General features: G+C 73.7%; 10 protein-coding genes and 1 pseudogene. 9 read left to right on the top strand and 2 right to left on the bottom strand.

Annotated elements, in window-relative coordinates:
* Nucleotides 1-31: 31 nt before the first annotated feature.
* The 5 genes and pseudogenes from ACGFS9_RS10230 to ACGFS9_RS10250 form a co-directional block, all read left to right on the top strand.
* Nucleotides 32-424, top strand: a pseudogene (locus ACGFS9_RS10230) (NTP transferase domain-containing protein); the annotation flags it as partial.
* On the top strand, nucleotides 419-1,414 hold the full coding sequence (locus tag ACGFS9_RS10235) for a DUF6457 domain-containing protein (protein WP_393252105.1): 996 nt from the start codon (nucleotides 419-421) through the stop codon (nucleotides 1,412-1,414). The pseudogene ACGFS9_RS10230 and the gene ACGFS9_RS10235, both read left to right, overlap by 6 nt.
* The gene (locus ACGFS9_RS10240) at nucleotides 1,411-2,865 is read left to right on the top strand and encodes a molybdopterin molybdotransferase MoeA (RefSeq protein WP_393251961.1); all 1,455 of its coding nucleotides are present in this window, start codon (nucleotides 1,411-1,413) and stop codon (nucleotides 2,863-2,865) included. The genes ACGFS9_RS10235 and ACGFS9_RS10240 overlap by 4 nt, the downstream gene beginning before the upstream one ends.
* A gap of 185 nt (nucleotides 2,866-3,050) precedes the next feature.
* A complete protein-coding gene (locus tag ACGFS9_RS10245) occupies nucleotides 3,051-4,148 on the top strand; it encodes a potassium channel family protein (RefSeq protein WP_393251962.1) in 1,098 nt (365 codons plus the stop codon).
* A 31-nt stretch (nucleotides 4,149-4,179) separates the two neighbouring features.
* Nucleotides 4,180-5,166: an NAD(P)H-quinone oxidoreductase gene (locus tag ACGFS9_RS10250; RefSeq protein ID WP_393251964.1), complete on the top strand. Its 987-nt coding sequence runs from the start codon at nucleotides 4,180-4,182 to the stop codon at nucleotides 5,164-5,166.
* A 128-nt stretch (nucleotides 5,167-5,294) separates the two neighbouring features.
* Here ACGFS9_RS10250 and ACGFS9_RS10255 read toward each other — a convergent pair whose 3' ends face one another.
* Entirely contained in the window at nucleotides 5,295-5,789 is a 495-nt protein-coding gene (locus tag ACGFS9_RS10255; protein WP_393251965.1) for a hypothetical protein, read from the bottom strand.
* Nucleotides 5,790-6,281: 492 nt separating this feature from the next.
* On the opposite strand from ACGFS9_RS10255, the gene ACGFS9_RS10260 reads away from it, so the two are divergent.
* Nucleotides 6,282-6,824, top strand: a complete 543-nt coding sequence (locus ACGFS9_RS10260; RefSeq protein ID WP_393251967.1) for a bacterial proteasome activator family protein — start codon at nucleotides 6,282-6,284, stop codon at nucleotides 6,822-6,824.
* A 131-nt stretch (nucleotides 6,825-6,955) separates the two neighbouring features.
* Here the strand turns inward: ACGFS9_RS10260 and ACGFS9_RS10265 are convergent, their stop codons facing one another.
* The gene (locus ACGFS9_RS10265; RefSeq protein WP_393251969.1) at nucleotides 6,956-8,575 is read right to left on the bottom strand and encodes a protein kinase; all 1,620 of its coding nucleotides are present in this window, start codon (nucleotides 8,573-8,575) and stop codon (nucleotides 6,956-6,958) included.
* A 302-nt stretch (nucleotides 8,576-8,877) separates the two neighbouring features.
* Between ACGFS9_RS10265 and ACGFS9_RS10270 the strand changes: the two genes are divergently transcribed.
* The 3 genes from ACGFS9_RS10270 to ACGFS9_RS10280 all read left to right on the top strand — a co-directional run bounded on the left by ACGFS9_RS10270 (nucleotide 8,878) and on the right by ACGFS9_RS10280 (nucleotide 13,322).
* Nucleotides 8,878-10,455 (top strand): protein kinase, encoded by a 1,578-nt coding sequence (locus ACGFS9_RS10270; RefSeq protein WP_393251970.1) that lies wholly within the window; start codon nucleotides 8,878-8,880, stop codon nucleotides 10,453-10,455.
* Between the two features lie 655 nt (nucleotides 10,456-11,110).
* The gene (gene pdhA, locus ACGFS9_RS10275; protein ID WP_393251972.1) at nucleotides 11,111-12,316 is read left to right on the top strand and encodes a pyruvate dehydrogenase (acetyl-transferring) E1 component subunit alpha; all 1,206 of its coding nucleotides are present in this window, start codon (nucleotides 11,111-11,113) and stop codon (nucleotides 12,314-12,316) included.
* Between the two features lies 1 nt (nucleotide 12,317).
* On the top strand, nucleotides 12,318-13,322 hold the full coding sequence (locus ACGFS9_RS10280; protein WP_393251974.1) for an alpha-ketoacid dehydrogenase subunit beta: 1,005 nt from the start codon (nucleotides 12,318-12,320) through the stop codon (nucleotides 13,320-13,322).
* Nucleotides 13,323-13,330 lie beyond the last annotated feature (8 nt).

Genomic DNA, 13,330 nt, shown 5'->3' on the forward strand with positions numbered 1-13,330 from the left:
CGACGATCCTCCGGGCGCCCATACTCGGGGGATGACCGCGAACGTGCCGCAGGGCGCTCCCCGGCGACCCGCCGCCCCCCGGCGGGCCGGTGGTCCGGGCGGCGACGTCGTGTACGACGCCGTCGTGCTCGCCGGGGGCTCCGCGCGGCGGCTCGGCGGCGCGGACAAGCCGGGCGTGCGGGTGGGGGGCCGCGCCCTGCTGGACCGGGTGCTCGACGCCTGCGCCGGGGCTGCCGCGACCGTGGTCGTCGCCGAACCCCGGAGCACCGCACGGCCCGTGACGTGGGCCCGCGAGCACCCGCCGGGCGGCGGACCGCTCGCCGCGCTCGACGCCGGCCTGCGCCGGTGCACGGCTCCCGCCGTCGTCGTGCTGTCGGCCGACCTCCCGTTCCTGGACGACACGGCGGTGCGGCGGCTCCTGGACGCCCTCACCGGGACGACCGGCACTCCGGGGCCGGAGCGGTCACCGGGGCCGGACGGCGCTCCGGTCCCGGACGGTTCAGCGCGGACGACCGGGGGCACCGCCGCCTTCGGGGACTCCGGGACGGCCGACTCCGCCCTCCGGCCGGCCACGCCCGGCTCCGCCGTACCCGCATTCTCGGAGGCCGCCGGTGCGCGGGCCGCCTCCGGTTCTCCTGCCGCCGCCTCCGATCCTCCGGCCCCGCGGCCCGGCGCGGCGTCCCGGTGCGCAACGGCGCCGCAGGGCGATGCCGGAGCCCCGACCCCCCACGGCGGCCGCGCCGACCGCGGGGCCCGCTCCGGCCGGGGACCGCGCGCCGAAGGGGGCCCCGGCTCCTGCGGCGGGGAGCACGGCGCCCCGCGCGCCCCGGGCGTCCGTCCGGACGGCGTCCTCCTCGTCGACCCCGACGGGCGCGAGCAGCCCCTCGTGGCCGTCTACCGGGCGGACGTGCTGCGCCGCGAACTGGCGGCCCTGGAAGCCGCCCACGGCGGGCTCTCCGGTCTGCCGCTGCGACGCCTCGTCGCCGCCCTCGACCTTCTCCGCCTTTCCGACCCCGTCGCGTCCTTCGACTGCGACACCTGGGACGACATCGCCACCGCTCGGGCACGCATCAGGGAGCATGGGCACGTGTTGGATGAATGGATCTCCGCAGTCAAGGACGAGCTGGGCATCGACCTGGACGTCGACACCGGCCTGCTGCTCGACCTGGCCCGCGACGCCGCTCACGGGGTCGCCCGGCCCGCCGCGCCGCTGACCACGTTTCTCGTGGGGTACGCCGCGGCCCGGGCCGGCGGCGGCCCGGAAGCGGTCGCCGAGGCATCCGCGAAGGCCACGGCCCTCGCGCTGCGCTGGGCCGACGAGAGCGGCCCCGAGAGCGGTCCGGACCGGACCGCGGGAAGTGCGGCGAGCGCTCCCGGGGACGACGCGTCCCCCTCGCGGGCGGACGCCGGATGACCGCCGCCCGCTCCACCCGCGAGGGCCGGGACGCCGACGACTTCGACGTCGAGGAGGCCCTCGCCCTGGTCAACGGTCCCGGTCCGCGCGGGGCGCCGGAGCCGGTGAGCGGCTGTGGCACCCCCGCGGAGGAGGCGGGGGGCGGTGACCACCACGCCCCGGCTCCCGGCCGCGGAGCGCGGGACGACGCCGCGACCGAGTACGCGCCCCACCGGGCCACCCCCTGGCCCGAGGCGCGCGTCGTCGCCGAACGGGCCGCCCGGTCCGCGGCCGCCCGCTCCCCCGTCTCCGTCCCGCTCGACGGCGCCCTCGGCCTCGTCCTCGCCGCTCCGCTGACCGCGCTCACCGACCTCCCCTCCTTCGACACCTCGGCCATGGACGGCTGGGCGGTGGCCGGCCCCGGACCCTGGCAGGTGCGGGACGAGGGGGTGCTCGCCGGGAGCGCGGCGCCCGAGCGGCTCACCGACGGCGAGGCCGTCCGCATCGCCACCGGTGCCCGCGTCCCGCGCGACGCGACCGCCGTCCTGCGCAGCGAGCACGGCCGGACCGACGACAAGGGGCGGCTGCACGCCCGGCCGGCGCCGGGGCACGGGACGGCCGGGACGCCGGGTACCCCGGACGTGGCGCACGGCCAGGACATCCGCCCGCGCGGCCAGGAGTGCCGCAGCGGGGACCGGCTGCTGCCGCTCGGCACCCTGGTCACCCCCGCAGTGCTCGGCCTCGCCGCGGCGGCCGGCTACGACACCCTCACCGTGCTGCCCCGGCCGCGCGTGGAGGTGCTCGTCCTCGGCGACGAACTGCTCACCGAAGGGCTGCCGCGGGAGGGGCTCATCCGGGACGCGCTCGGTCCGATGCTGCCCTCGTGGCTCCGGGCGCTGGGAGCCGAGGTCGTCGCGGTGCGCCGGCTCGGTGACGACGCCGGCGCGCTCCGCACCGCGGTCACCGCGACGCGCGCCGACCTGGTGGTCACCACCGGCGGTACCGCGTCCGGTCCCGTCGACCACGTGCACCCGATCCTGCGCGGGCTCGGGGCCGAGTTGCTGGTGGACGGCGTGAAGGTGCGGCCGGGACACCCGATGCTGCTGGCCCGTGTCCCCGGGGGCCGGCTGCTCGTCGGTCTGCCCGGCAACCCGCTGGCCGCCGTGTCGGGCCTGCTGACGCTCGCCGAGCCGCTGCTGCGCGTGCTCGCCGGCCGGACCGCTCCGGAGCCGTTCGCGGTGCCGTGCGGGGAGGCCGTGCAGGGGCATCCGCACGACACCCGGCTCGTTCCGGTCTCGCTGCGTGAGGACCGGGCCGTGCCGCTGCACTACAACGGCCCCGCGATGCTGAGGGGGATCGCGGCCTCCGACGCCCTCGCCGTCGTGCCGCCGGGCGGCGCTCGGGCGGGCCGGGAACTGGAACTCATCGACCTGCCGTGGACGTCCGGGGGGATCGACGGGTGGCCCGGCTGAGCCACCGCCGCTGCGCTCCGGGCGGGCGGTGCACTCCGGACCCCCGCGTGCGTCCCGGTGCGCGCCGGGGCGGCGGCACCCGGTCGCGGCGCGGGGACCATGATGGATGCGGCATGACAGAGGGCGCGGCCACGTCGTGACGGGCGGGGTGGGAGCGGCATGATTCCGAACGGGGTGTGTTTCACGTGAAACTTCCGGGCCATGACGCGATCGCCCGGCAGGCGGACGAGCATCTCGTGACCCATCAGGTGAAGCTGCCGCGCAAGGTGGTCGAGCGTCCGATCCGGCAGGTCGCCAAGCGGCTGGCGATGGCTTTGCTGGTGCTGGTCGCCACCGCGCTGATCGTCTGGTTCGACCGCGACGGCTACACCGACAACTCGGACGGAAGCGTCGACCTGCTCGACTCGTTCTACTACGCGACGGTCACCCTCTCGACCACCGGCTACGGCGACGTCACCCCGACCAGTGACGGCGCCCGGCTCATCAACATCCTGCTCATCACGCCGCTGCGGGTGCTGTTCCTGATCATCCTGGTCGGCACCACGCTGGAGGTCCTCACGGAGCGCACCCGTGAGGAATGGCGCCTGAACCGCTGGAGGGCGGCCTTGAGGGATCACACCGTCGTTATCGGCTTCGGTACCAAGGGCCGGTCGGCCGTCGAGACCGTCTGCGCGACCGGGCTGAAGAAGGAACAGGTCGTGGTCGTCGACCCGAGTCCCGGGGTGGTGGACGCGGCGACCGCCGACGGATACGCCGGGGTGATCGGCGACGCCACGCGCAGCGACGTGCTGATGCGGGCCGAGATCCACCGGGCCCGGCAGGTCATCGTCGCCACCCAGCGCGACGACACCGCCGTGCTGGTGACCCTGACGGCCCGGCAGCTGAACCGCGGGGCGAAGATCGTCGCCGCGGTGCGCGAGGAGGAGAACGCGCCGCTCCTCAAGCAGTCCGGGGCGGACGCGGTCATCACGAGTGCCAGCGCGGCGGGCCGGCTGCTCGGGCTCTCCGTTCTCAGCCCCGCCGCGGGCATGGTGATGGAGGACCTGATCCATCAGGGCAGCGGACTCGACATGGTCGAACGGCCCGTCATAAAGGCCGAGGTGGGCCAGAGCGTCCGGGAGACCGCCGACCTGGTGGTCAGTGTCATCCGCGGACATCGCGTCCTCGGGTACGACGATCCGGACGTCGGGGCGCTCCAGTTGACCGACCGGCTCATCACCATCGCCCGGGTCACGCCGGGCACCCAGGTGACACCCGGCGTCCGGCTCCGCCCGCAGGAGTAGACCCGAGGCGTTCAGGAGTAGCGTCGCCTCCATGTACGCGATCACGATTCCTGAACCTGGTGGGCCCGAGGCGCTGGTGTGGGACGAGGTCCCCGACCCGGTACCCGGCGAGGGCGAAGTGCTGGTCGAGGTGGTGGCCAGCGCCGTCAACCGTGCCGACCTGCTCCAGCGCCAGGGCCTGTACAACCCGCCGCCCGGCGCCTCCGCCTACCCCGGCCTCGAATGTTCGGGCCGCATCGTCGAGGTCGGCAGCGGTGTCGCCGGCTGGGCGGTCGGCGACGAGGTGTGCGCGCTGCTCGGCGGCGGGGGTTACGCCCAGAAGGTCGCCGTTCCCGCCGGGCAACTGCTGCCCGTGCCCAAGGGACTGGACGTCCTCCGGGCGGCGGCGCTTCCCGAGGTGACCTGCACCGTGTGGTCGAACGTCTTCATGGTCGCCCAGCTGCGCCCCGGCGAGACGCTGCTCGTGCACGGAGGTTCCAGCGGTATCGGCACCATGGCCATCCAGCTGGCCAAGGCCGTCGGGGCGAAGGTCGCCGTCACCGCCGGCACGCAGGAGAAGCTCGACTTCTGCGCCGAGCTGGGCGCCGACATCCTGGTCAACTACCGCGAACAGGACTTCGTCGAGGAGGTCGAGCGGGCCACGGGCGGGGCGGGTGCCGACGTCATCCTCGACAACATGGGCGCCAAGTACCTCGAACGGAACGTGCGGTGTCTCGCCGTGAACGGGCGGCTCGCCATCATCGGCATGCAGGGCGGCGTCAAGGGCGAGCTGAACATCGCCACGCTCCTCAACAAGCGCGCTGCCGTCAGCGCGACCTCGTTGCGGGCCCGGCCGCTCAGCGAGAAGACGGCCATCGTGGCAGCCGTGCGCGAGCACGTGTGGCCGCTGATCGACGGCGGTCACGTCCGTCCCGTCGTCGACCGGGAGCTGCCGATGAGCGAGGCGGCCGCGGCGCACCGGGTGCTGGAGGAGAGCGGCCACATCGGCAAGGTCCTGCTGGTGGCACCGCAGGGCTGAGCGGGGCCCGGTCGCGGGTGTGCCGCCCTCGCCCGCGGCACGCCCCGGCCCGCACGGACGCGCGGCGAGGGAGGGGAGGGCCGACGCGGACGGACGCGCACCGTCGCGGCCCGGCCGGAGGTCCGTCCTCAGCCGCGGCGCAGACGCAGGCCCAGGAAGGCGAGTCCGAGTCCGAGGCCGAGCAGGATCAGCCCGCCGCCCAGCGGCAGGACCTGGAGGACCGGGCGGGTCTCCTGCTCCGGGCCCACGACGTTCTGCTGCACGGGTGCCGCGTCGTCCCGGGAGGTCCGGGGGGCGTCCCCCACCTGGGTGAGCCCCGCGCCGATGTCGGTGCCGATGTCCGTTCCGGGGTCCGCGCCGGGGTCCGATTCCGCCGGGTTCGAGGCGTCCTCGTCCGCGCGTCCCGGGCGCGTGCGGCCCTCGCCCGGGAGGCTGCCGGCGCGTGAGGCGTCGGGCGTCGGCACGGCCCGTTCGGGCTCGGGGACGGCGGGGCCGGCCCGACCGGCGAGACCGGTGAGGGTGCCGCGGGGCGGCGGGGCCGCGCCCGCGCCGGAGCAGGCGCCGCCGAGCAGCGCTGCGACGAGGAGCCCGGCCGTGGGCAGCGTACGGAGCCATGGAGTCACGCCGGTGACCCCCTCCCGGTGCGGTTCGCCAAGACGGGTGCCGTGATCGACGGAACCAGCCTCACACGCCGGGCCGGTCCCGGCATCCGGACGGGCGCGGCCTCTCCGCGCCCGCCGCGGACCGGGTGCGCGAGGCGTTCCCCGGCACCGTCCGCCACCGCGCCCACGCCATCGCGTCGGGCGCCCGCGGACCGCCGGGGCGCCCGTCGCGTCGGCGCCCCGCACCGCCCGCCGGCCGCCCCGCACCCGCGCCCGCACGCGCCGAGGCGACCCCGTGCGACGGGTCCCCGCGGCGCGTGCGGAGGACTCCGGTGTCCGGTGCGCGGGGCGGCCACCGGCCGACGGCGCGGAGCACGCGCGACGGTCCCGCGTCCGCCCCCGTCCGCGGGCCGCGCGCGCCTGCCGCCGCCCGCACCGGCCCGTACCTGGCGGATCTCCCGGGGGGAGGGGGCGCCACCGTGAGGGGGTGCGGGGGTGCGAGAGAATGGCCGTATGGAGATGCCGAGGAACGACAGGTCGCCGGAGAACCCTCAGATCCTGGTGGTCGGCCAGGACGGTATGGCGCTCGGTGGCACCGGGGACGAGGACTCCCGCGAGATCCCGGTCACGGAGATGGTGGAGCAGCCCGCCAAGGTGATGCGCATCGGCAGCATGATCAAGCAGCTGCTGGAGGAGGTGCGCGCGGCTCCTCTGGACGAGGCGAGCCGGGCCCGGCTCAAGGAGATCCACGCCAGCTCGGTGAAGGAGCTGGAGGACGGTCTGGCCCCGGAGCTCGTCGAGGAACTGGAGCGGCTCTCGCTGCCCTTCGCCGACGAGGCGACCCCCAGTGACGCGGAACTGCGGATCGCGCAGGCCCAGTTGGTGGGCTGGCTGGAGGGGCTCTTCCACGGGATCCAGACGACGCTGTTCGCCCAGCAGATGGCGGCGCGGGCGCAGCTGGAGCAGATGCGCCGCGCGCTCCCCCCGGGTGTCGGCGGCGCGGAGGGCGACGAGGACCCGCGCACCGGCGGTCGTTCGGGCGGGCCGTACCTGTGACCCCGGCGTACCCGTGACCACGAGGATCGCCGGGACGGGACACCGCTCGGCGATCCGCTCCACGTCGCCCCGGACGGGCCCGGCACCCGAGTGCCGGGCCCTTCAGCGTGGGGGAGCGGGCGGGACCGGGCTCAGGACGGGTCGCCCGAGGACACCTTGAGTTCGATCTCCGGCATCTTCTTGGGGTCCACGTCCGTGTTCGCGGAGGGGAACTGATCCATGATCGTGTCCTCGCCGTAGGTGTTCTCGTCGACGCGGGTCACCTTCATCTGCCAGCCCGCCGCCTGGAAGCAGGACTTCACCGAGGTGAGGTTCTTGAACTGGAAGTCCGGGACCTGGATCTTGTCCGGGTCGTTGTAGGACTCCTGCGGGTCCGTGCACTTGTCGGTGTCGATGGTCTTCGAGGTGTCCGGCCCCTTGTGGCCGCTCACCACGGACGGCGAGGCGCTGGTGGGGTCGCCGCCGCCCTTGGCGTCGTCGCCGCTTCCGCCGCCCAGGGTCAGGGCGGCGACCAGTCCGCCGATCGCGACGAGCGAGACGACGATCGCTCCGACCACCACCGCCCTGTTGCCCTTGCCGCCCCCGGAACCGCTCGGGACGGCGGTCGGATGCTGCGGCGCGAGGTTGTAGGGCGGCGGGGTCGAGGGGCCGGCCTGCGGACCGTAGGAGGCGGTCTGCTGCGCGGGCTGGTAGCCGCCCTGCTGCGGGTAGCCGTAGCCGGCGGCGGGGGTGCCGTACGGGCCGGGCTGGTACGGGGCCTGCACCGGGCCCGGCGCCGGGGTGCCCTGCTCGACGGGCGGGAAGACGGCGGACGCGACGCCCGCGCCGCTCGGCGTCTGGGCGCCGGGCACGATGCTCGGCGGGGCCGCCTGGAAGGACTGGGCGACCCGCAGGCACTCGTCGCGCATGGCCTCGGCGCTCGGGAAGCGCTCGTTCGGGTTCTTCTTCAGGGCGCGGGCGACCAGCGCGTCCACCCCCGGGGGCAGCGAGCGGTTCACCGAGGAGGGCGCGACCGGCTCCTCCTGGACGTGCGCGTAGGCGATCGCCAGCGGGGAGTCCGCCTCGAACGGCAGCCGCCCGGTGACGAGCTGGAACAGCATGATGCCGACCGAGTACAGGTCGGACCGGGCGTCCACGCCGCGGCCGAGGGCCTGCTCGGGGGAGAGGTACTGCGGGGTGCCGACGACCATGCCGGTCTGCGTCATGGAGGTGACGCCCGACTGCATGGCGCGGGCGATGCCGAAGTCCATGACCTTGACGACGTTGCGCTTGGTCATCATCACGTTGCCCGGCTTGATGTCCCGGTGGACCAGGCCCATCTCGTGGCTGATCTCCAGCGCCGCCAGCACGTCCGAGGTGATCTTCAGGGCCTTGTCGGCGGGCATCGCGCCGTGCCGGCGGATGTCCTCCTCCAGCACCGAGCCGAGCGGCTTGCCCTCGATGTACTCCATGACGATGTAGGGCGTCGTCATGCCGGACAGCTCGTCCTCGCCGGTGTCGAAGACCGAGACGATGTTCGTGTGGGTGAGCTTGGCCACCGACTGCGCCTCGCGGCGGAAGCGCTCGCGGAAGGCCTGCTCGCGGCCCAGTTCGGTGTGCAGCGTCTTGATCGCGACCTGCCGGTCGAGCACCGAGTCGTACGCGAGGTGCACCGAGGCCATGCCGCCCTCGCCGAGCAGATCGCGCAGCTGGTAGCGGCCACCGGCGACCGAGCGACCCGCGTACCGGCCCTGTGCGCCGTCCTGGCTCATTTTCTGCGTCCCCCGCGGCCGTGATCGATTGGCTTATTCCGGGCCAAGTCTGCCCGAGGGCAACGACACGTCAAGCGCGGTGCCCGTTCCGTGACCGTCTGCGAAAGAAGCGTCGCGGAAGCGTTACAGGTGCTGTGCGGCCGGTACACGGAACGTGCACGCCCGGACCCGGCGCGGATCGCACGGCCCGTCCGTCTCGCTTTCATCTCGGACCGGCGCCCTGCCCGGAGCCTGTAGCGTGGCCCGACGGAGACCGTAACAACCACCGCGCAGACCGCGGGCAGAAACGACGGCGAGGACCGATGGCACAGCAGCAGCGCGCTCAGGGCCCGTCCGACCCCGAGGCGACTGGCGGCGGTATGTCAGATGCGCCGGAGTTGTGGGGCAACGGCGGGCTGGTCGGCGACGGCCGGTACCGGCTGACACGCAGACTCGGCCGGGGCGGCATGGCCGAGGTGTTCGCGGCCGAGGACGTGCGGCTGGGGCGGACCGTCGCGGTCAAGCTGCTCCGGTCCGACCTGGCCGAGGACCCGGTGGCCAAGGTGCGCTTCACGCGCGAGGCCCAGTCGGTCGCCGGACTCAACCACCACGCGGTGGTCGCCGTGTACGACTCGGGCGAGGACGTGGTCGGCCACGGCGTCGTCCCGTACATCGTGATGGAGATCGTCGAAGGTCACACCATCCGCGACCTGCTGATCAACGCCGAGGCCCCGGGGCCCGAGCAGGCGCTGATCATCGTGTCCGGCGTCCTGGAGGCGCTGGCGTACTCGCACCAGCACGGCATCGTGCACCGCGACATCAAGCCGGCGAACGTCATCATCACCGAGACCGGCGCGGTCAAGGTGATGGACTTCGGCATCGCCCGCGCCCTGCACAGCGCGCAGTCGACGATGACGCAGACCGGCATGGTCATGGGCACCCCGCAGTACCTCTCCCCCGAGCAGGCGCTCGGCAAGGCCGTCGACCACCGTTCCGACCTGTACGCGACCGGCTGCCTGCTCTACGAGCTCCTCGCGCTGCGGCCCCCCTTCACCGGTGAGACGCCGCTCTCGGTGGTCTACCAGCACGTCCAGGACACCCCGGTGCCCCCGTCGCAGGTCTCGGACGCGGCGCCACCGGAGCTCGACGGCCTCGTCATGCGCGCCCTCGCCAAGGAGCCGGACGACCGCTTCCAGACCGCCGAGGAGATGCGCGGCCTCGTCCAGTACGGGCTCCAGATGCTGTACGACCAGGGCGGCCACACCGGCACCTGGAACACCGGCCCGGTCGCGCTGCACGACGGACCGGGCACCCCCGCGGCCGGGTTCGCCGGGACGGCCGCCATGCCGCACCCCGGTGACTCCGGAACCACGCAGATCCCGGCGCCGATGATCCCTCCGTACGGCGGCGGTGACGACGGCGGATTCGAGGGGCACGGCAACAAGGGCGGCGGTCGCGGCAGGCTGTGGATCCTCGCCGTGTTCGCGGTCATCGCGATCGCCGCGGGCGTCGCGCTGGCGCTCAACAACACCGGCGGCGGTGGCGGCGGCGGGACCGGCACGTCCGAGAAGCCGACCAGCACGCACTCCACCAAGGACGACGAGTCCGAGCAGACGCCCAGCGACGACACGACCGACCGGTCCACGAAGGACAGCTCGGGAGGCGACGCGACGGGCGGCACCGGGGACACCCCGGACTACACGCCGTCGTACACGCCCTCCGCGAGCGAGTCGGCCGACCAGCCGACGGACCAGCCGACCGACAAGCCGACCACGAAGCCGACGCCTTCGACGGAGGAGCCGACGGGCCAGCCGGATTCCCCCACGCCGACCCCGCCCGCCTCGCCCGATCCCACGGACGGCGGCGGCGCGACCGGGGACCTCGGGGACGCCCTCGGATAGCTCCCGGCCGGTCCCGTCACCTCCCCACGCGCGCGGGGAGCCCTTCCCGGGCTCCCCGCGCGCGTGCGTGTCCGGCCCGCGGACCCCGTACGCCGGGCCGGGCCGGGCGGCCGACGTCCTGGCCGGGCGCGTCGGCGCGCTCGTCGACCGGGGCGGACACCGGGGCGCGGACGTCGGCGAGGCGGCCTCGACACGGCCGTCGAATCGAGCGGAAAAGAGCCGATTCATCCGCTTTCCGGCACACTGACGGTGTCACGCACGATCATGGCCATTGCCCTCGGGTGAACTCTTCCCGAGCCCGGGGTGGCCGGGATAACGTGCCGGTGTTCCGGCCCCCTGCAAGGCTGTGACCAGTGCCGTGACCAGCGACTGTTCCCCACCGACTCGGTTTACTAGGAAATCCACGTTTCCAACTACTTGGATTTCCCAGCAAAATCGCAGGTCAGAAGGGTTTAACAGAAGGGTCGAGCACTGGGTAACGTGACTCGTGCAGGGCGCTCGCCGGGGCACCTGTCACGCCTGTTCCCGGCCGAGTGGCACCCACCCCGTGCACGGGTGCCGGAACAGGTGAGCCGCTCTCCCGAACCCGAAAAGCGGGCGAGGGAGATCCCAGCCTTCCGGCAATCCCGGGGGCCGGACCGACGGAGGAGCACACGTGACCGTGGAGAGCACTGCCGCGCGAAAGCCGCGACGCAGCGCCGGTACGAAGAGCGCCGCGAGCAAGAGCGCTGCGAGCAAGCGCGCCGGGGCCGCCGGGAAGTCCCCCGGGGCCAAGCCCGGCGAGCCGGAGCTCGTCCAGCTGCTGACCCCCGAGGGTGAGCGCGTGCCGGACGCCACGTACGACAAGTACGTCGCCGACATCACTCCCGAGGAGCTGCGCGGCCTGTACCGGGACATGGTCCTGAGCCGCCGCTTCGACGCGGAGGCCACCTCCCTGCAGCGTCAGGGCGAGCTGGGCCTGTGGGCCTCGATGCTCGGCCAGGAGGCCGCCCAGATCGGTTCGGGCCGCGCCACCCGCGACGACGACTACGTCTTCCCCACCTACCGCGAGCACGGCGTCGCCTGGTGCCGCGGGGTGGACCCGACGAACCTGCTCGGCATGTTCCGCGGCGTGAACAACGGCGGCTGGGACCCGAACGGCAACAACTTCCACCTCTACACGATCGTCATCGGCTCGCAGACCCTGCACGCCACCGGCTACGCCATGGGCGTCGCCAAGGACGGCGCGGACTCGGCCGTGATCGCGTACTTCGGCGACGGAGCCTCCAGCCAGGGCGACGTCCTGGAGGCGTTCAACTTCGGCGCCGTCTACAACGCGCCGGTCGTGTTCTTCTGCCAGAACAACCAGTGGGCGATCTCCGAGCCCACCGAGCGGCAGATGCGGGTGCCGCTGTACCAGCGCGCCCAGGGCTTCGGCTTCCCCGGCGTGCGCGTGGACGGCAACGACGTGCTCGCCAGTCTCGCCGTGACCCGCTGGGCGCTGGAGCGGGCCCGCTCGGGCGAGGGCCCCACCCTCGTCGAGGCGTTCACCTACCGCATGGGCGCGCACACCACCTCCGACGACCCGACGAAGTACCGGGCCGACGAGGAGCGCGAGGCGTGGGAGGCGAAGGACCCGATCCTGCGCCTGCGCACCTACCTGGAGGCCCAGAACCACGCGGACGAGGCGTTCTTCGCGGAACTGGAGACGGAGAGCGAGACGTTGGGCAAGCGGGTGCGCGACGCCGTACGGGCCATGCCCGACCCGGACAACCTCGCCATTTTCGAGAACGTGTACGCGGACGGGCACGCGCTCGTCGACGAGGAGCGAGCCCAGTTCGCCGCCTACCAGGCGTCGTTCGTGGACGAGGGGGGTAAGTGACATGGCCGCGGAAAAGGTTGCGCTCGCCAAGGCGATCAACGAGTCGTTGCGCCGGGCCATGGAGGCCGACCCCAAGGTCCTGATCATGGGCGAGGACGTCGGCAAGCTCGGCGGCGTCTTCCGTGTCACCGACGGACTCCAGAAGGACTTCGGCGAGGACCGGGTCATCGACACCCCGCTCGCCGAGTCGGGCATCGTCGGCACCGCGATCGGCCTGGCCCTGCGCGGGTACCGCCCGGTCGTGGAGATCCAGTTCGACGGCTTCGTCTTCCCGGCCTACGACCAGATCGTCACCCAGCTGGCGAAGATGCACGCCCGCGCGCTGGGCAAGATCAAGCTTCCCGTCGTCGTCCGCATCCCGTACGGCGGCGGCATCGGCGCCGTCGAGCACCACTCGGAGTCCCCCGAGGCGCTGTTCGCGCACGTCGCCGGCCTCAAGGTCGTCTCGCCGTCGAACGCGTCGGACGCCTTCTGGATGATGCAGCAGGCCATCCAGAGCGACGACCCGGTGATCTTCTTCGAGCCGAAGCGGCGCTACTGGGACAAGGGCGAGGTGACCTGGTCCACCGGGGGCTCCTCCGCCGCCGACGCCATCCCCGCCCCGCTGCACCGGGCACGCGTGGTGCGCGAGGGAGGGGACCTGACCCTCGTGGCGTACGGCCCGATGGTGAAGGTCTGCCTGGAGGCCGCCGCGGCGGCCCAGGAGGAGGGCCGGTCGATCGAGGTCGTGGACCTGCGGTCGATGTCCCCCATCGACTTCGATTCCGTCCAGGCCTCGGTCGAGAAGACCCGCCGCCTGGTCGTGGTGCACGAGGCCCCGGTGTTCCTCGGCACGGGCGCGGAGATCGCGGCCCGCATCACCGAGCGGTGCTTCTACCACCTGGAGGCGCCCGTCCTGCGGGTCGGCGGCTATCACGCCCCGTACCCGCCGGCCCGCCTGGAGGAGGAGTACCTTCCGGGCCTGGACCGGGTGCTCGACGCCGTCGACCGCTCGCTTGCGTACTGAGGAGAGGG

Source organism: Streptomyces sp. NPDC048566 (assembly GCF_043199735.1).
In the GTDB taxonomy this organism is placed as follows: Bacteria; Actinomycetota; Actinomycetes; order Streptomycetales; family Streptomycetaceae; genus Streptomyces.

Bases quoted from the DNA above. Each gene is read 5' to 3' on its own strand.
- ACGFS9_RS10260 (WP_393251967.1), top strand. From the start codon at position 6,282: ATGGAGATGCCGAGGAACGACAGGTCGCCGGAGAACCCTCAGATCCTG.
- ACGFS9_RS10270 (WP_393251970.1), top strand. From the start codon at position 8,878: ATGGCACAGCAGCAGCGCGCTCAGGGCCCGTCCGACCCCGAGGCGACT.
- ACGFS9_RS10250 (WP_393251964.1), top strand. From the start codon at position 4,180: ATGTACGCGATCACGATTCCTGAACCTGGTGGGCCCGAGGCGCTGGTG.
- ACGFS9_RS10240 (WP_393251961.1), top strand. From the start codon at position 1,411: ATGACCGCCGCCCGCTCCACCCGCGAGGGCCGGGACGCCGACGACTTC.
- ACGFS9_RS10265 (WP_393251969.1), bottom strand. From the start codon at position 8,575: ATGAGCCAGGACGGCGCACAGGGCCGGTACGCGGGTCGCTCGGTCGCC.
- ACGFS9_RS10280 (WP_393251974.1), top strand. From the start codon at position 12,318: ATGGCCGCGGAAAAGGTTGCGCTCGCCAAGGCGATCAACGAGTCGTTG.